The 17,319-nt window shown below is 59.7% G+C and carries 15 protein-coding genes and 1 tRNA gene; 4 read left to right on the top strand and 12 right to left on the bottom strand.

Features of this window, described 5'->3' with window-relative positions; translation table 11 throughout:
- Positions 1-37: 37 nt before the first annotated feature.
- Positions 38-619 (bottom strand): alpha/beta hydrolase, encoded by a 582-nt coding sequence (locus N5D61_RS24240; RefSeq protein ID WP_279894459.1) that lies wholly within the window; start codon positions 617-619, stop codon positions 38-40.
- 407 nt (positions 620-1,026) lie between these two features.
- A complete protein-coding gene (locus tag N5D61_RS24235) occupies positions 1,027-1,737 on the bottom strand; it encodes a Crp/Fnr family transcriptional regulator (protein ID WP_279894458.1) in 711 nt (236 codons plus the stop codon).
- Positions 1,738-1,841: 104 nt separating this feature from the next.
- On the opposite strand from N5D61_RS24235, the gene N5D61_RS24230 reads away from it, so the two are divergent.
- On the top strand, positions 1,842-2,378 hold the full coding sequence (locus N5D61_RS24230; protein WP_108237602.1) for an Mpo1-like protein: 537 nt from the start codon (positions 1,842-1,844) through the stop codon (positions 2,376-2,378).
- Positions 2,379-2,539: 161 nt separating this feature from the next.
- Here N5D61_RS24230 and N5D61_RS24225 read toward each other — a convergent pair whose 3' ends face one another.
- From N5D61_RS24225 to dibA, 6 genes are all read right to left on the bottom strand, one after another.
- Complete coding sequence (locus tag N5D61_RS24225; RefSeq protein ID WP_279894457.1) at positions 2,540-3,529, bottom strand: sulfate ABC transporter ATP-binding protein; 990 nt, start codon at positions 3,527-3,529, stop codon at positions 2,540-2,542.
- A gap of 3 nt (positions 3,530-3,532) precedes the next feature.
- Positions 3,533-4,405 (bottom strand): sulfate ABC transporter permease subunit CysW, encoded by an 873-nt coding sequence (gene cysW, locus N5D61_RS24220; protein ID WP_108237600.1) that lies wholly within the window; start codon positions 4,403-4,405, stop codon positions 3,533-3,535.
- 10 nt (positions 4,406-4,415) lie between these two features.
- Entirely contained in the window at positions 4,416-5,237 is an 822-nt protein-coding gene (cysT, locus tag N5D61_RS24215) for a sulfate ABC transporter permease subunit CysT (RefSeq protein ID WP_108237599.1), read from the bottom strand.
- Between the two features lie 220 nt (positions 5,238-5,457).
- Positions 5,458-6,468, bottom strand: coding sequence for a sulfate ABC transporter substrate-binding protein (locus N5D61_RS24210; protein WP_279894456.1), 1,011 nt, complete (start codon positions 6,466-6,468; stop codon positions 5,458-5,460).
- A 111-nt stretch (positions 6,469-6,579) separates the two neighbouring features.
- A complete protein-coding gene (gene oscA / locus N5D61_RS24205) occupies positions 6,580-6,762 on the bottom strand; it encodes a sulfur starvation response protein OscA (RefSeq protein WP_108237597.1) in 183 nt (60 codons plus the stop codon).
- A gap of 233 nt (positions 6,763-6,995) precedes the next feature.
- On the bottom strand, positions 6,996-8,912 hold the full coding sequence (gene dibA, locus N5D61_RS24200; RefSeq protein ID WP_279894455.1) for a phosphodiesterase DibA: 1,917 nt from the start codon (positions 8,910-8,912) through the stop codon (positions 6,996-6,998).
- A 176-nt stretch (positions 8,913-9,088) separates the two neighbouring features.
- On the opposite strand from dibA, the gene desA reads away from it, so the two are divergent.
- Entirely contained in the window at positions 9,089-10,273 is a 1,185-nt protein-coding gene (desA, locus tag N5D61_RS24195; RefSeq protein WP_108237595.1) for a delta-9 fatty acid desaturase DesA, read from the top strand.
- Positions 10,274-10,412: 139 nt separating this feature from the next.
- Complete coding sequence (locus tag N5D61_RS24190; protein ID WP_108237594.1) at positions 10,413-11,384, top strand: sensor domain-containing diguanylate cyclase; 972 nt, start codon at positions 10,413-10,415, stop codon at positions 11,382-11,384.
- Between the two features lie 12 nt (positions 11,385-11,396).
- Here N5D61_RS24190 and N5D61_RS24185 read toward each other — a convergent pair whose 3' ends face one another.
- From N5D61_RS24185 to gabD, 3 genes are all read right to left on the bottom strand, one after another.
- Positions 11,397-12,617 (bottom strand): HDOD domain-containing protein, encoded by a 1,221-nt coding sequence (locus N5D61_RS24185; protein ID WP_108237593.1) that lies wholly within the window; start codon positions 12,615-12,617, stop codon positions 11,397-11,399.
- Between the two features lie 163 nt (positions 12,618-12,780).
- A complete protein-coding gene (gene gabT, locus N5D61_RS24180) occupies positions 12,781-14,064 on the bottom strand; it encodes a 4-aminobutyrate--2-oxoglutarate transaminase (RefSeq protein ID WP_279894454.1) in 1,284 nt (427 codons plus the stop codon).
- A gap of 204 nt (positions 14,065-14,268) precedes the next feature.
- On the bottom strand, positions 14,269-15,711 hold the full coding sequence (gabD, locus tag N5D61_RS24175; protein WP_279894453.1) for an NADP-dependent succinate-semialdehyde dehydrogenase: 1,443 nt from the start codon (positions 15,709-15,711) through the stop codon (positions 14,269-14,271).
- A gap of 338 nt (positions 15,712-16,049) precedes the next feature.
- On the opposite strand from gabD, the gene N5D61_RS24170 reads away from it, so the two are divergent.
- A tRNA-Arg gene (locus N5D61_RS24170) sits at positions 16,050-16,126 on the top strand.
- A 143-nt stretch (positions 16,127-16,269) separates the two neighbouring features.
- Here the strand turns inward: N5D61_RS24170 and N5D61_RS24165 are convergent.
- Positions 16,270-16,998, bottom strand: a complete 729-nt coding sequence (locus tag N5D61_RS24165; RefSeq protein ID WP_279894452.1) for a DUF4431 domain-containing protein — start codon at positions 16,996-16,998, stop codon at positions 16,270-16,272.
- Positions 16,999-17,319 lie beyond the last annotated feature (321 nt).

Here is a 17,319-nt window from a genome sequence, read left to right as displayed (position 1 = left end):
AGACCGATGTGGGCGCGCGTGACTACGCCGCGACGTGTCACGCGCGACGGCGCGTGAGTTGCTCGATACGGCCTTGCAGGCGATACAGGTAAGCGAACCCCTGCTCCCAGCGTTGGTGGCCGGACTTCACATTGATATGGCCAGCACCGCTGAGAATGCCGATCTCGGCTCCCCAATTGCGGGCCATTTCCATTGCACGTAGCGCGCTGACGGCGGAGTCATTATCCGAACTGACCACTTGCGTCGGAAACGGCAGTAAATGCTCGGGAATAGGGGCGAAGTTGCGGATGGCGGGCGGGCAATTGGGACGCTCCACGTCAGCCGGCGCGACCAGCAAGGCCCCCCGGACCTGGCGCAGCGTCTCCAAAGGCGCCCATTGAGCCCAATGGGCGACCGTGATGCAGCCCAAGCTGTGGCCGATCAGAATCACCGGCGTGGTATCGGCGGCAATCGTTCTCTGGAGTTCACCCACCCAATCCTCGCGGCGTGGCTTGAACCAGTCTGCCTGCTCTACACGCACGCTATTGGGCAAGCTGTGCTGCCAGTGGGTTTGCCAGTGGTCGTCGGCAGATCCTTGCCAGCCGGGCACGATCAGGTAGCGGATCGATTCGTTATGCATGGCCTTCGCCTCCTGCATTTTCTGCGTTCATGGCGGCGAGTTTAGAGACGTGACATATATTCGAAAAAGAATAAGAAGATATTTATTAATACCCATCTCTTATATGTCGTAGCGCGAGGGTTGGCGCCGCAAAGGCGGCAAAAAAGAGGGCCACCCCCTGCCTTAAGGAGCGGCCCTGATAATCACGCTGTCTGCCCCCAGCTCGCCGGGGATATGCAGAGAATACGGATGGGTTGTTACAGAATTTTGTTGGCGATGGTTCTAGCGCCTCGGGCATTCGGCTTGAGCGCTGGGCTCATTCCTCCGCGACGCCCTGTCATCCAGACTCCTCTTGCCCGGCTCGCTTATGAGCGAAACGATGGGCCGCCATGCCTACCGGACCGTATTACCGTGCTGCACTCAGCGCGTCATGCTCCGGCAAACGTCAGACGATGCTGCGCAACCGTGCGCAAGCGCCCAATGTCCAGTTCGCTGATGAAATCATGATCCCGGCGCAGGAGTCCGCGTTCGGCGAATTGCTCGAGCACGCGATCGACCACATCGGGCGCCAGCCCCAGACAGCGCGTTGAATGCAGGTCGGCAATGGAAATGATGCGCACCGAGCGGTCCATGTCTCCGTACCCCTGGGCGAGCATCAGCAGCCGAAAGGCCACCCGCTCATCGGTAGGCAATGACGTCATCTGCTCGGGCGACGGCACCCCCAGGTTCAGCTTGCGCCTCAGCAGGTCGGCGAAATAGCGCCAGTACCTGGGCTGTTCGTTCAACAGTTGCTCAAGCGGCGCCTGGGGCATGTGCAGCAGGATGAGTTGGTCTGCGGCATAGACGTCCCGCAGCCGCGGTCGATCATCGAACAGGGAAACTTCGCCGAACCAGTAAGGCCGTGCGGTCACCGGGCAAGGGAGCCACTGACTTTGCTGCTTGAGGTCGTTGAAGCGCAGGGATCCATCGAGCAGCGCGTAAAGCCCGCAAGGCGGTGCGCCCCGTTCGAAGATCAGCTTGCCCGGCGTGAAGCGTCGCTGCCGCATGCCCATGAGCAGACTATCCTGCAGTGAGGCGGGCAAATCGTTGAACCAGTGATCGTTCAGCAACCACGAGCGCCATTGGGTTCCATTCGTCATGTGAATCTCCTTTTTCTCGCTGGCGTTTTGTTGCAGGCTGAGCCCATCAACGGGCCCGGCCAAAAATCAGGGCGCATGATCCATGCTTTACGGGAGGAATAACAATGAAAAACCTCGTCGATCACCTCAGTCAGTACGCGGCCTACCACCGCGACACACGTAATATCGCCACGCATTTCATTGGCGTACCGCTGATCGTGCTGGCGGTGGCGGTCCTGCTGTCACGTCCTGGTTGGAGCAGTTGGGCGCTGGGTGATCTCTGGCTGTCCCCGGCGTTGCTGGCAACCGTAGCTGCCACCTTGTTCTACCTTCGACTGGACAGGCCACTGGGCATTGCCCTGGGGGTGGTCCTGGCGTTGTTCCTGTGGATTGGCGCCCACTTGGCGCAGCAAGGCACGATGGTCTGGCTCGGCTCGGGTGTGGCGCTGTTCGTCGTGGGCTGGGTCATTCAGTTCATCGGCCATTATTACGAAGGCCGCAAACCGGCATTCGTGGACGACCTTTCCGGCCTGATCATCGGCCCGCTGTTCGTCACGGCCGAAGCGGCTTTTCTGATGGGGATGCGCAGGAAGTTGCAAGGGAACATCGAGGGGCGCGTGGGGCGCACGCACAAGCGGGATTTGAAGAAAGCAGCGGTTTAAAAGCTCCTCGGCCCGTTTCTGCCGAAGGCTGTCAGATCGTTCCCACGCTCCGCGTGGTAACGCCGCCCAGGACGCTCCGCGTCCATCGCCAGGGTGAGGCGGAGCGTCACGGGATGCATGTCCACGCAGAGCGTGGGCACGATCATGTGTTGATCAGCCGATCAGAGGTTTTCCAACTTCTGCCAGACCTTGGGTTTGAAGAACAACGTCTCCCCTCGCGCCAGGCCGATCAGGCTGTCGTGGTCCTTCACCACCTCGACTTCGATCAACTCTGGCTGCCCCTCGGCTTTCAGCGTAACCCGCGTGGTCGCGCCCAACGGGCGGATGTCGCGCACCTCCGCGGGATGGTGTCCTTCCACCTCCTGACGCGACAGGGAGACCTCATGGGGGCGGAACAGCACATGATTGTCTTCACCCAGATGCAGGCGGTTGGAATCGCCCAGGAAGTGGTAAACGAAATCGCTGGCCGGGTTCTCGTACACTTCGCCCGGCGAGCCGATCTGCTCGATCACCCCTTTGTTCATGACCACAATGCGATCGGCGACTTCCATGGCCTCTTCCTGGTCGTGGGTCACGAACACGGACGTCAGGTTGATGTCCTCATGCAGACGCGCCAGCCAGCGGCGCAGCTCCTTGCGCACTTTGGCGTCGAGCGCGCCGAACGGCTCATCCAGAAGCAACACTTTGGGCTCGACGGCCAGGGCCCGAGCGAGGGCGATGCGCTGACGCTGCCCGCCGGACAACTGCTCGGGGTAACGGTCCGCCAGCCAGTCCAGTTGCACCATGTTCAGCAGTTCATGGACCTTGGCGGCGATCTGGGTTTCGTTAGGGCGTTGGTTCTTCGGCTTCATGCGCAGGCCGAACGCGACGTTGTCGAACACCGTCATGTGGCGGAACAAGGCGTAGTGCTGGAACACGAACCCGACGTTGCGATCACGCACGTCGTGACCGGAAACATCCTCGCCATGGAACACGATATTGCCCTGATCCGGCGTTTCGAGACCGGCAATGATGCGCAGCAGCGTGGTCTTGCCACACCCGGACGGCCCCAGCAACGCCACCAGCTCGCCACTCTGGATGTCCAGATTGATGCTGTTGAGGGCCTTGAAAGCATTGAAGTTCTTGCTGACGTTACGGACTTCGATCGACATGGATTATTCCTCCGCCGCGCTTTGGCGCAGACGGCTAATGCGCGCTTCGCTCCACTGCTTGAGCAGCAGGATGAACAGCGCAAGGATCAATAACAGGCTCGCCACGGCAAATGCAGCCACGTGGTTGTACTCGTTGTAGAGAATCTCGACATGCAGCGGCAGCGTGTTGGTGACGCCGCGAATGTGGCCGGAGACCACCGAGACCGCACCGAACTCGCCCATCGCCCGTGCGGTGCACAGCACCACCCCGTAGATCAGGCCCCATTTGATATTGGGCACGGTCACATGCCAGAACATCTGCCAGCCATTGGCGCCCAGCAGACGAGCCGCTTCTTCTTCCTGGGTGCCCTGCTCCTGCATCAGGGGGATCAACTCACGGGCCACGAATGGCACGGTGACGAAGATGGTTGCCAACACGATACCGGGCAGTGCGAAAACGATCTGGATGTCGTGGTCCTGCAACCAAGGGCCGAAGACGCCACGGGCGCCAAACATGAGGATGTAGACCAGACCGGCGATCACCGGGGATACCGAGAACGGCAGGTCGATCAGCGTCACCAGAACCGCTTTGCCGCGAAATGAATATTTGCTGACACACCATGCCGCCGCGACACCGAAGACCACGTTCAATGGCACCGAAATCAGCACGGCATAAATCGTCAGCTTGAGTGCGGACAGTGCATCGGGCTCGAGAATCGCCGTGAAGAATCCGCCCAGCCCGTTTTTCAGGCCCTGGCTGACGACCACGAACAGTGGCAACAGCAAAAACAATGCGAAAACCAGCCAGGCAAGGCCGATCAGGATACGCCGCGACACCGCGCTGCCCCGACGGGCAGCGTTCGCAGAGGAAGCAGCAATGAGCGATGGACCGGACATAAGCGCCTCCTCAGTTCGGGGTTTCGATGCGGCGCTGCAGAATGTTGATCAGCAGCAACAGAATGAACGACACCACCAGCATCAAGACGCCGATGGAGGTCGCGCCGGCGTAATCGTACTGGTCGAGTTTGACCATGATCAGTAACGGCAGGATTTCGGTTTTCATTGGCATGTTACCGGCGATGAAAATCACCGAGCCGTACTCTCCTACGCCACGGGCGAAAGCCAGCGCGAAGCCGGTCAGCCAGGCGGGCAACAGCGCAGGCACCAAGACGTGACGAAACACCTGAATCGGCCGTGCGCCGAGGCAAGCGGCAGCTTCTTCGACCTCACGCGGAATGTCGGCGAGCACGGGCTGAACAGTACGCACCACGAACGGAAGGGTGACGAACGTCAGCGCCAGGGTGATCCCCAGCGGCGTGTAGGCGATTTTGATGCCCAGGTCCGTCGCGAACTGGCCAACCAGCCCCGTAGGCGTGTACAGCGCAGTGAGGGCGATGCCGGCAACGGCAGTGGGCAACGCAAAGGGAAGGTCGATCATGGCGTCGATGATCTTGCGCCCTGGAAAGGAATAGCGCACCAGCACCCAGGCGAGCAGCGTACCGATGACGCCGTTGATAATGGCCGCATAGAACGCCGTGCCGAAGCTCAGTTTCAGCGCCGCCAGCACCCGAGGTGCGGTGACGATGTTCCAGAATTGCGCGGCGCTCAGCTGAGACGCGTGTACAAACATGGCCGCGAGGGGTATCAGCACAATCAAGCTGAGGTACACCAGGGTGTAACCCAGCGTCAGCCCGAAGCCGGGTATGACGGGGGATATGCGTCGAGACATAGGTGTCCTTGGTTGATACGCAGAACCCGGCACAAGTCCGGGTCTTTTATCTTGGTCTGCGAAAACGCCGCAAAATCTAGCAGATATCGCCGCACTAATTGTAGGAGCGCGCTTGCCCGCGATGAGGGCGTGTCAGGAAGCAAATCTACTGACAGATAGCAATCGTCCGGATACGGACCAGACCAAGCGCGCACTTACCATTCAGGTACGTACGCTGAATTTACTGCGGTACGTATATCTGGTCGAAAATACCGCCGTCGTCGAAGAATTTCGGCTGGGCCGATTTCCAGCCACCAAAGTCTTTATCGATCGTCACCAAGCCCAGTTTCGGGAATTGCTTCTCGTACTTGGCCGCCACTTCCTTGTCACGAGGACGGTAGAAGTTCTTCGCCGCGATTTCCTGACCTTCCTTGCTGTACAGGTGCTTCAGATACTCGGTAGCGATTTCGGTGTTGCCTTTCTTCTCGGCATTTTTATCGACGACCGCTACAGGCGGTTCGGCCAGGATCGACAGTGAAGGCACGACGATATCAAATTTATCGGCGCCGCCATCTTCTTTCAGTGACAGGAAGGCTTCGTTTTCCCAAGCCAGCAGAACGTCGCCCAAGTTGTTCTGCACGAAGCTGATGGTCGCACCGCGCGCCCCCGTATCCAGGACCGGCACGTGCTTGAACAGCTCCTTGATGTAGGCGTTGGCCTTGGCTTCGTCGCCATTGTTGGCCTTCAACCCATAGGCGTACGCCGCCAGGAAGTTCCAGCGGGCGCCTCCGGAAGTTTTCGGGTTGGGGGTGATCACCGAAACGTCTTTCTTGATGAGGTCGCCCCAGTCATGGATGCCTTTCGGGTTGCCTTTGCGCACCAGGAACACGATGGTCGACGTGTAGGGGGTGCTGGCATCCGGCAGACGCTTCTGCCAGTCGGTTGGCAGCGACTTGCCCAGCTTGGCGATTTCGTCGATGTCCCCGGCCAGTGCCAGGGTGACGACATCCGCAGGCGAACCATCGATGACCGAGCGCCCTTGCTTGCCCGAGCCGCCGTGGGACTGGTTGATGACCACGTTGTCACCTGGGTGAGATTTCTTCCAGAAGTTGATGAACTCGGCGTTGTAGTCCTGGTACAGCTCGCGCGTCGGGTCATACGACACATTGAGCAATTGGTAGTCCTTGGCAAAAGCGGAACCGGCGAACACAGCACTGGCGAGCGCTGCCAGCGCATAGCGGCGAATGGACATGAATCAAGCTCCTGGAAATCGGTGTTGTTGGCGTTTTTCTAGTTTTTACGACGCTTTACTTTTTGTAGGGAGGCGCTTGGTTTGGGCCAAGCGCACTCCTACCGGTCTGACTCAGTTCGACTGTTTGCCGGGGTTCTGCAACCGGAATTTTTCCTTGCGCTCGATCTGCACGACCTGCGCGTTGTGCACAGTGATTTCAACTGCGCCAAAACGCAGGTCGCGCAGCGCACTTTGAATTTCCCGCAGAATGCTTGCTTCGTCCTGTCCGTCGACGCTACGTAGGGATGCGCTCATCATGGTGCTCCTTGAGAGATTGCCCGCAGCAACGGTGAAAATCGGCTGCTTATGGCGTGGGAGCGATATTAGAGACGGGGAGATATTCTTAAAAATACTATTTAAGAATGCAGATATAACCAAAGGAAATTACGCGAACACCCTCGCTTTATAGGCCTTGGGAAACGCCCGCTTTTCGCGAATTCCCACGGCTGCAGACCTGTCACCCGAAGGGCGAGTAACCCTTTCGGGCGTCAGACAGAAGCGAACTCCGGCGCATGCTGCCAGTCGATCTGGGCGGCGGGCATCGGCCGAGCGAACCAGTAGCCCTGGCCCAGTTCGCACTGATTACGCAGCAGAAAATCCGCCTGATCGGCGTGCTCGATGCCTTCAGCCAACACCCGCATGCCCATGGCCCGCGCCAGTGCGATGATCGCGTTGACGATGGCGACGTCGTCATCGTCTTCGGGCAGGCCCGCAACGAAGCCTTGGTCAATCTTCAACTTCTGCACAGGCATCCGCTTGAGCCGTAGCAAAGACGAGTAGCCGGTGCCGAAATCGTCAATCGACAACTTAAGCCCCAACTCGCGCAACCGGTGCATCTGTTCGATTGCCTGCTCGGGGTCGTCCATGACCGCGCTTTCCGTCACCTCCAGTTCCAGATGTTGCGGCGCCAGACCGGTCTCGTTCAGTGCCCGCGCCACTCGACGTTCAAGATCGCCGCGGCTGAACAGTCGGCTGGAAACGTTGACCGCCACGAACGAGAGCTCAATGCCTTCGCTGAGCCACTGGCGCATCTGCCGACACGACTCAACCAACACCCAATTATCGATATGGGCGATCAAGCCACTTTGCTCGGCAATCGGGATGAACTCTCCCGGCGAGACCATCCCCAATTGCGGATGCTGCCAGCGCACCAGGGCCTCGACCCCTTCGATACGACGCGTCTTGAGGTTGTGAATCGGCTGATAGAATACGCGCAGCTCCTCATGCTCGATGGCCCGGCGCAATTCCGTGGCCAGCTCCACACGACGCTGAGCGTGAGCAGTCAATTGCTCGGTGTACAACGCATAGCCTTCGCGCCCCTGACTCTTGGCCTGAAACAACGCGGCATCGGCATTGCGCAACAATTGCTCGGCAGTCAGTGCGTCGCTGGGGAACAGGCTGATGCCGATACTCGCCGTGAGGAACAACGACTGTCCTTCGATCACGAAGGGCTCGCGCAAGCCATTGAGCATGGACTGCGCAAGCTCCGCCGCCTGGGCCGCGTGATAAGGCCCCTCCACCAGGACCGCGAATTCATCGCCACCCAATCGGGCCAGTGTCAGCCCCTTCTCCAGCAGGCGGGTCAGCCGTTCGGCGACCGCCTTGAGCACCTCATCACCCAGATTGTGACCGAGGCTGTCGTTGATGTGCTTGAAGTGATCCAGGTCGATCAACAGCAACGCCAGGGTCTGCTTATGGCGCTGTGCATGGGTTTGCGCTTGCTCCGCGCGGTCGATGAACAGCAGGCGGTTGGGCAGGCCGGTGAGTGCATCGTAGTGGGCCAGATGGGCCAGTTCGCGCTCGGAATGCTTGACCGTGGTGATGTCGGAGAACACAGCGACGAAGTGAGTGATCACACCCTGATCGTCCTTGATGACCCGAATGCTTTGCCACTGCGGGTACACCTCACCGCTTTTACGGCGGTTCCATATCTCGCCGCTCCATTGCCCGGCGCTGAGAATGGTTTTGTACATGCGCTCGTAAAATTCCGGCCCGTGTCGGCCGGATTTGAACTTGGCGGGTGTCAGACCCAGCACTTCGTCCTGTCGGTAGCCGGTGATTTCCATGAAGGCGCGGTTGACGTGCACGATGACGCCATTGGCATCGGTTACCAGCACCCCTTCCAGCGTACTGTCGAACACCGCCGACGCCAGGCGCAGACGCTGAATGTCTTCACCCCGCCGCGGGCCTGAAGCCAGCCTCCGCGACAATCGGCCGCGGGCCAGGAAGATGCAGATGCCGCTGACCACCAGCCAGGCATAACCGCTCATCAGTTGAGCACTGGCCAACCGACCCGGATCTTCGATCAGGTGAGGAAGTGCGAAGTCGCAGAACGCTAGCCAGAAAACCGACAGCAGCCCATACAACAGCGCGGTTTTAAGCGCATCTCGGGTAATCGCTGACATGGAAAACCAAAAGCCTTACAGATGGCCGGGATTATAGATTAAGAAACATCCTGCGACGCTTATCCGAAACACCGACTGGTTTTATCAGATTGCTAAGTGATAATGCGCACTGTCATCTCAGGGCCATCGCATGCGCCCTGCCTCCCGATGCGTTACAACCGAGGGCAACTCAGCCTATGTGGAACAACGGTCTGCTCGACCTGTCCGTCTGGCAATTGGTCGCAGTCATTCTGGCGATGACCCACGTCACCATCGTCAGCGTCACAGTTTATCTCCATCGCTACTCCGCGCATCGCTCTCTGGAGCTCAATGCCGGGCTCAAGCATTTTTTCCGTTTCTGGCTGTGGCTGACCACCGCGCAGAACACCCGCGAGTGGACCGCCGTCCATCGCAAGCACCACGCCAAATGTGAAACCCGCGATGACCCGCACAGCCCCGTCGTCAAGGGGCTGTCCACCGTGTTGCGCAAAGGCGCCGAGCTGTATCGCGTCGAAGCGGAAAACCCCGAAACCCTGCGGATCTACGGCAAGAACTGCCCTGAAGACTGGATCGAGCGCAACCTGTATTCGCGCTATCCGAAGCTGGGCATCGCGATCATGGCAGTACTCGACCTGGCACTGTTCGGTGTCATCGGCATCACGGTCTGGGCCATTCAGATGCTGTGGATTCCATTATGGGCAGCCGGTGTGGTCAATGGCCTGGGTCATGCCGTTGGCTACCGTAATTTCGAGTGCCGTGATGCGGCGACCAATCTGGTGCCATGGGGCATCCTGATCGGCGGTGAAGAACTGCACAACAATCACCACACCTACCCCAACTCCGCCAAGCTGTCGGTCAAACGCTGGGAATTCGACATGGGCTGGGCGTGGATCAAGCTATTTACCTGGCTGCGGCTGGCCAGCGTGCAACGCGTGGCGCCTATCGCCCACCGTGTCGCCGGCAAGGGCCATGTCGACATGGACACTGCCATGGCCATCCTGAATAACCGGTTCCAGATCATGGCGCAGTACCGCAAGCTGGTGATCGCGCCGCTGGTCAAACAGGAACTGGCCAAGGCCGACGCGTCGGTGCGGCATCAGTTCCGACGCGCCAAGCGCCTGCTGTCGCGGGAAACCAGCCTGTTGGAAGACCGCCATCAGATGCGTATCCAGACCCTTCTTGAGCACAGTCAGGCGCTGAAGGTGATCTACGAAAAACGCCTCGCGCTGCAACAGATCTGGGCCCGGACCAGCAGCAATGGCCACGACATGCTCGCCGCCATCAAAGACTGGATGCACGAGGCCGAAGCCAGTGGCATTCAGTCCCTGCGCGACTTCGCCGACCAGCTCAAAACCTACTCGCTGCGCCCTCACCACGCCTGATGCCGTTGATCGGCGCACGCTTGTCCAGGCGTGTGCCGGTTGAACTAAGGGCCACTATACCGATCTCACTATCACTTCCCCGCTATGCTGAAACACGTTGTGGCTGTGCGCCGCACCTTATTCTTGAGATGCAGTGCCCATGGACAACCAGACGCCTTCCCTTGACACTCCCGCCTCTGCCGAAACACTCCTTGCCCTGATGCACGCTCAGGCCGAAGTGGCGCGCTTGAGCGAGCGGGAGCAGCTGTTCAGCTCCCTGCTGGTCAGTGTCAATGCCGTGTTGTGGGCATTCGATTGGCAGACGCAGCGCATGGTCTATGTCAGCCCCGCGTACGAGCGCATCTTCGGTCGCTCCGCAGGCCTGCTGCTCGCTGACTTCGGCGAGTGGCGCGACAGTATCTATCCCGATGATCTGGATTACGCCGAGCGCAGCCTGAGTGAGGTCCTGGAAAAGGGCTCCATCGAGGATCGCGAATACCGCATCATCCGTGCGGACGGGCAAGTGCGATGGCTCAGTGACAAGTGCTTTGTGAGCCATCAAGCCGACCAGCGCCTGATCGTCGTGGGGATTGCCGAAGACATCACCGAGAAGAAGCAGTTGGAAGACGAGCTTCAGCGCCTGGCGACCACTGACGTGCTTACCCAGAGCAGCAACCGTCGACACTTCTTCGAGTGCGCGCAGCGGGAATTCGAACAGGCCAGGCTTCAAGGCACGCCGATGGCGTTCCTTCTCCTCGATGTCGATGATTTCAAGATGGTCAACGACACATGGGGCCACCAGGAAGGAGACATCGTGCTGCAGCGCATCGCGGAGTGCGGCCGGAACACGCTGCGTCGCGGCGATTTGTTCGGGCGCATCGGTGGCGAGGAATTCGCGGCGGTGTTCGTCGGCTGCGCGCCCGACATGGCCAAACAGATCGCCGAGCGATTGCAACGGGAAATCCAGCGTTTGACGTTCCCGCGCGACGATAAGGTGTACGGCATCACGGCCAGTCAGGGCCTGACGAACCTCGGCAAGCAGGATCAGAGCCTGGAGGCCCTGTTTGCCCGCGCTGACGCGGCCATGTACCAGGCCAAACGGCAGGGCAAGAATCAGATTGTGTTGGTGTGACGCGGCCCTTGCTCACGCTACCAGCTTGCTTCGCACTCGCTCCAGATCAGAAGCATTGATCTTCAACAGACGCGCCGACTTGCTTTTCGCAAGTGCCTCTACAGGGTCCTCCTGATTCAGCCTCCCCATTTGCCCAGCCAAGTTCATCGCCAGCACTTCTCGGGTGTAGACCCCCGTGTTGTACTGGTAGACAGCCGCAATCAGCTCACGTAACTCCAGCGGCAAGCGCCAGCGTGTCCGCAACGCCGAACCGAAGGCTGCGGCATAATGCTCCAGCGCATGAGCGATGGTCACATCATCCAACTTGCCTCCGCCTTGCAGCCACTCCTGAAGGCACCGGATGACCGACAGATCGCCCAACCCCCTGAGCAGCCCGGCGCAATAACAGCGTTCGTGATCCAGCTCCAGCGAGCGCGCGAGTATTTGCGCGTACCCTGCCGTCCGACGCGACACGTCCCAGATGTCACTGGCCTGCAAAATCAGTGCTGCGTCGGTCAGGATCGCGCCACGCTTGAGCGCCAGCCCCTGAACGAGATTGGCACTCTGTACGCCGCCCAGAACACTTAACGCCTGCCCCAGTGTCTGCTGAGGCTTGCCCTGGTGCTGGGACGCACTGTTGGCGGCGGCAATCAACACAGCGGTGACGTGCGGATCTTCGATCAACTCGTGCTCAAGCGCCTTGAGATCGACCCCTGCCGGGCTGCGACTGCGCGCCAGCACGTCGCGTACATCGACGTACAATGGGCCGCCGTCGGCCAGTTCGCGGCGTTGCTCCAGAAAAGCATCCAAGCCCACGCCAGGTGCCAGTGCCGGAACCTCGCAAGCCACTTGCGCGCCATCCTTGAGCAGCAAATGCTCCAGACGCTGGCGCAGGTTGTCGATGTTGAGGGGGCGGGTCAGGTAGGCGGTAGGGGCCAATTGAACGGCTTCGCGTACGCTGGCGCTGTCGTTGCGATTGCTGAGCAGAATGAAGCGCACGGGGGGCTGGCGTTTAAGCAGCCGCACACCGCGCAACAGGCTCAAACCGTCGACGCCCGGCAGCTCACGGGAAGCGATCACCAAGTCCGGGATATAACCCCGCATCAACTCAATCGCCTGCTTGCCGTCCGTGCACACATCAAGCTGTGCATCGCAACGCACATTCAAAACCAGCTCACTGAGCATCTCTCGGGCCCAGGGATCGGCCTCGGCAATCAACACGCGAGGTACTGCAGGTGCCTCTACAACGGTCATCATGACTCTCCGGCAACGGTCTAAATACATTAGTCAAAGACCGCCGTCTGAGACAGGCCAAAAGCGCAATTTCTGACGTCAACAAACGAAAAAACCTGCCGAAGCAGATTTTTTCTGACGATTTGGTCACAATTTGATCAATTGCGACCCCGGCTCAAATTGATCAAGCCAGTTCAGCAAAGCACTCTTCGATGATCTTCAAGCCTTTGTCCAGTTGCTCGTCCGGCGAGGTCAGCGGGACCAGCACGCGCAAGACGTTACCGTAGGTGCCGCAGGACAGCAGGATCAGGCCTTTCTCACGCGCCTTGCCCACTACCGATGCCACCGCAGCCGCGTTTGGCTTGTGCGTATCGCCGTTTTCGAAGCACTCGATCGCGATCATTGCGCCCAGCGCGCGAACGTCACCGATGACAGCGGGGAATTTGGCCTGGATCGCCTTAAGACCCGTCACCAGACGCTCACCCACCGCTTTGCAGCGGTCCAGCAAGTGCTCTTCCTCGAAGACTTCCATCACAGCCAGCGCTGCGGCGCAGGCAATCGGGCTGCCAGCGTAGGTGCCGCCCAGGCCGCCCGGCGCGATGGCGTCCATGTATTCGGCTTTGCCACAGACACCGGCGAGCGGGAAACCGCCGGCAATGGATTTGGCAAAAGTGGTCAAGTCCGGTGCAACACCCATTTGCTCCATGGCGAAAAAGGTGCCGGTGCGACCTGCCCCGGTTTGCACTTCGTCAGCGATCAGCAGGATGCCGTGCTGGTCGCACAATTGACGCAGGCGTTGCATGAAGGCTTTCGGCGCGACGTAGAAACCGCCCTCACCCTGGACAGGCTCCAGAATGATCGCAGCGATGTCTTTTGGCTCGGCGTCGTTCTTGAAGATGCGCTCGATGCTGGCGATGGAGTCGTCGATGCTGACGCCATGCAGTTCGTTGGGGTAAAGCGCACGGAAAATGCCGCCAGGCATCAGGCCCATGCCCGCAGAGTAAGGCACGACTTTACCCGTCAGGCCCAAGGTCATCATGGTCCGGCCGTGATAAGCGCCGGTGAATGCGATCACGCCCGCACGGCCCGTGGCAGCGCGTGCAATCTTGATGGAGTTCTCCACCGCTTCGGAACCGGTGGTGACCAGCAAGGTTTTCTTGGCGAAATCGCCGGGCACGCGCGCGTTGATTTTCTCGCACAGCTCGACGTACGGCTCGTAGGCGAGAACCTGGAAGCAGGTATGGGTCAGCTTGGTGAGCTGCTCTTGCACCGCCGCGACGATTTTCGGATGCAGGTGCCCGGTGTTGAGCACCGCGATGCCGCCGGCGAAATCGATGAACTCGCGGCCTTCAACGTCAGTGACGGTGGCGTTTTTCGCAGAGTCGGCGAAGATCGGGTGAATTTGACCAACGCCGCGTGGGACAGCGGCTTCGCGGCGTTTCATCAGGGATGCGTTGGTTTTGCTCATGATTTCCTCATTCACCGCTCATCGGGCGGCGTGGTTCAAGGATTTAGCGGCGGGGTCAACAGCGGCAGCATACGATGATCGACTGCCCCGGCCTCCCGACCGCCCAACAGGTTCGTTACAACAAAGACCCGCCGAGCGTCGCTCTCGCGCCCGGCGGGCTGAATCTTCTAACTTCTCAAAATGTCGCGACGCAGCGCAGCCGCTTCAGACGGAGAGGCAGAGGTATTTGATTTCCAGATAGTCCTCGATGCCGTACTTGGACCCTTCCCGGCCCAGTCCGGAAGCCTTGACACCACCGAACGGCGCGACTTCATTGGAGATCAGGCCAGTGTTGATGCCCACCATGCCGTACTCCAGCGCTTCCGCCACTCGGAAGACGCGGCTCATGTTCTGCGCGTAGAAATACGAAGCCAGGCCGAATTCGGTGTCGTTCGACATCGCAATGACTTCGGCCTCGTCCTTGAAGCGGAACAGCGGCGCCAGCGGGCCGAACGTCTCTTCCTTGGCCACAGCAGCGTCTTTCGGCACGTTGACCAGAATAGTCGGCTCGAAGAAATTGCCTTCCAGGCTATTGCCGCCGGTCAGCACTTTTGCACCCTTGCCCAAGGCATCGGCGATGTGCTCCTTGACCTTGGCGACGGCCTTCTCGTCGATCAGCGGACCGGTCGTGGTGCCTTCTGCCAAACCATCGCCCACTTTCAGTTTGGCAACAGCGACTTGCAGCTTCTCGGCAAAAGCGTCGTAAACGGCGTCCTGCACGTAGATGCGGTTGGCGCAGACGCAGGTTTGACCGTTGTTGCGGTACTTGGAAACGATCGCGCCTTCGACGGCCTTATCCAGATCCGCATCGTCGAACACGATGAACGGCGCGTTCCCGCCCAGCTCCAGAGAGACTTTCTTGATGTCGTGGGCACATTCGGCCATCAATTGACGACCGATCTCGGTCGATCCGGTGAACGACAGCTTACGCACGATCGGGTTGCTGGTCAGTTCGGTTCCGATGTCGCCGGCACTGCCTGTGACGACGCTGAAAACGCCCGCCGGAATGCCAGCACGCTCAGCCAGTTCGGCCAGTGCCAGAGCGGAATACGGGGTTTGCGATGCAGGCTTCAAGACCATCGTGCAACCGGCCGCCAACGCAGGGCCAGCCTTGCGGGTGATCATCGCCGCCGGGAAGTTCCATGGAGTGATCGCAGCGGTCACACCAATGGGCTGTTTCAGCACGATCAGGCGCTTGTCTGGCTGATGGCCCGGAATCACGTCACCGTAAACACGCTTGGCCTCTTCGGAAAACCACTCGATGAACGACGCAGCGTAGGCGATTTCGCCTTTGGCTTCCGCCAGCGGCTTGCCCTGCTCCAGGGTCATCAGGCGACCGAGGTCATCCTGGTTCTCCATCATCAGCTCGAACCAGCGCCGCAGCTTGGCGCCACGCTCTTTAGCGGTCAGGGCACGCCAGGCAGGCAATGCCTTGTCGGCGGCTTCAATGGCTCGGCGGGTCTCCGCAGCGCCCATTTTCGGCACGGTGCCCAGAATCTCGTTGGTCGACGGGTTGTTCACCTTGATGGTCTGGCCACTGTCGGCATCGGCCCAGGCGCCATTGATATACGCCTGCTGGCGGAACAACTTCGAATCTTTGAGCTGCATGTCGGCCTCCTAAACAGCACCGCGCGACGCGGAGCGAATTATTGATTGTTCAAAGGCGCCTCTAAGGAGGCTGCCGTCAGGAAAACATTCACCGGGCTGCCCACGCACAGGCCGCAAAAGCGCAGGGAATTGAGCGGGAGCGTTTGAAATCTCAAACGAATCCTAGGGACAACAGGGGTAAAGGACAATAGCCCGTTCGAAAAAAAGAACGCTTGTAGCCCTGCGGGAGAAAGATTCCGATCAACGCCCTCCCTGAGCGCCAAAACGTGCGAAATCAACAACAGTCGTTCGCCAGCATGGACGCACGCAGGCCAGATGAGTATTATGGCGCCCGCGTTGCACTTGTAGCTCAGCTGGATAGAGTACTGCCCTCCGAAGGCAGGGGTCGTGGGTTCGAATCCCGCCAAGTGCGCCATCTTCGATTCAGCGCTTCCCGGACGTCCTGGAAAGCTGCGTTACACCTCAAAGCCCGCCGACGTGCGGGCTTTTCTGTTTTACAAGGCTTCAGGCTGTCAGACGTGCCGTCGCGAAAGGATCGCGAGACCAAGCGCAGCGACCTCACTCCTCCTCCACATCCCCCAGGCCCAACAGCACCTGCGCCTGATCCAACCACACGGTTTGCGACGGTCCATTGTCGTCGGCAACGTCGGCGCGCACCCATCCACCACTGGCCACGGAGGTGACGCTCACGAGGGTCCCCGCTTTGATGGAGCGGCGCTTGTCAGTACAGGTGGATTGCGGGGCTTGGTAGACCCAGGCATTGCCGCCAATGATCTTGCCCTGTAGAGGCGGAGTGTAGGTTTCTTCCTGCCTGCCGTCGTTGTGACTCAGCAGATCGCAGTCAACGGGCGCGGCGGGCATGCCGCTGATCAATTGCACCTTTTGCATCAGCACTTGAGTGTGATGGTAGCCGCTGACCGCACCGAACAAGCTGCCTTTGAGGACGACCGGCTGGTCGAGGTACGGACGTAGCTTGTCGTAATCGCTGGTCTGGAGCACCAATTGAACGAGGGTCTCATTGTCTTCGACGCTGACGTCCCCCTCATGGTCATTGCCGTTCATGCATAGCGGCTCTGAGAGCGAGAGATAAAAGCCGACCTGCGGCTCGTCCCCTGTGACGACGTCCTCAAAGCTCGGAGGGCCAGGGAAGACCTGGCGAGTGAGGGTGCCGCTGAGGGTGGTGTCTACCGGTTCATACTGTTGGCACTCGCTGGCGTGGACGGTAGTCAACGGGGCAAGGCAGAAGGTAAGTATCAACAGCAGGTGACGGCGGTATATGGCGGTCATTGGGGGATGTTTCCGACTCAGCTATATGAAAGGTCATGAGAGGTTAGAGAAATCTCTGACAGCAGCTATCGGAAAATGACTTGGTGATAAACAGGGCGCCCTAGCCCTGCTTAACCTGATCGGGCTGGTTTTCGTCCTTGCGGGCTTGTGGAAAAGTATTTCCTTTACAGGCATCGGTCGTCGCTGGGCCCGTCGGCCCGGTGCTGGCGTCGCGAGTCATGCAGCAACCTTTGCTGCCCTCGGCCAACGGTACTTTGGCCGAGGTGGGCGGTGGCCGCAGTCTCCAGGCACCCCGTGGCGGAATGAAGTCTTGTGGCACCT

Source organism: Pseudomonas sp. GD03842 (genome assembly GCF_029841165.1).
Lineage (GTDB): Bacteria > Pseudomonadota > Gammaproteobacteria > Pseudomonadales > Pseudomonadaceae > Aquipseudomonas.
This window is presented reverse-complemented; position numbering and strand designations above follow the sequence as displayed.

Excerpts from the sequence above, each read along its gene's own strand:
- N5D61_RS24240 (WP_279894459.1), bottom strand. The coding sequence starts at position 619 with ATGCATAACGAATCGATCCGCTACCTGATCGTGCCCGGCTGGCAAGGA.
- N5D61_RS24235 (WP_279894458.1), bottom strand. The coding sequence starts at position 1,737 with ATGACGAATGGAACCCAATGGCGCTCGTGGTTGCTGAACGATCACTGG.
- N5D61_RS24230 (WP_108237602.1), top strand. The coding sequence starts at position 1,842 with ATGAAAAACCTCGTCGATCACCTCAGTCAGTACGCGGCCTACCACCGC.
- N5D61_RS24225 (WP_279894457.1), bottom strand. The coding sequence starts at position 3,529 with ATGTCGATCGAAGTCCGTAACGTCAGCAAGAACTTCAATGCTTTCAAG.
- cysW (WP_108237600.1), bottom strand. The coding sequence starts at position 4,405 with ATGTCCGGTCCATCGCTCATTGCTGCTTCCTCTGCGAACGCTGCCCGT.
- cysT (WP_108237599.1), bottom strand. The coding sequence starts at position 5,237 with ATGTCTCGACGCATATCCCCCGTCATACCCGGCTTCGGGCTGACGCTG.
- N5D61_RS24210 (WP_279894456.1), bottom strand. The coding sequence starts at position 6,468 with ATGTCCATTCGCCGCTATGCGCTGGCAGCGCTCGCCAGTGCTGTGTTC.
- oscA (WP_108237597.1), bottom strand. The coding sequence starts at position 6,762 with ATGAGCGCATCCCTACGTAGCGTCGACGGACAGGACGAAGCAAGCATT.
- dibA (WP_279894455.1), bottom strand. The coding sequence starts at position 8,912 with ATGTCAGCGATTACCCGAGATGCGCTTAAAACCGCGCTGTTGTATGGG.
- desA (WP_108237595.1), top strand. The coding sequence starts at position 9,089 with ATGTGGAACAACGGTCTGCTCGACCTGTCCGTCTGGCAATTGGTCGCA.
- N5D61_RS24190 (WP_108237594.1), top strand. The coding sequence starts at position 10,413 with ATGGACAACCAGACGCCTTCCCTTGACACTCCCGCCTCTGCCGAAACA.
- N5D61_RS24185 (WP_108237593.1), bottom strand. The coding sequence starts at position 12,617 with ATGACCGTTGTAGAGGCACCTGCAGTACCTCGCGTGTTGATTGCCGAG.
- gabT (WP_279894454.1), bottom strand. The coding sequence starts at position 14,064 with ATGAGCAAAACCAACGCATCCCTGATGAAACGCCGCGAAGCCGCTGTC.
- gabD (WP_279894453.1), bottom strand. The coding sequence starts at position 15,711 with ATGCAGCTCAAAGATTCGAAGTTGTTCCGCCAGCAGGCGTATATCAAT.
- N5D61_RS24165 (WP_279894452.1), bottom strand. The coding sequence starts at position 16,998 with ATGACCGCCATATACCGCCGTCACCTGCTGTTGATACTTACCTTCTGC.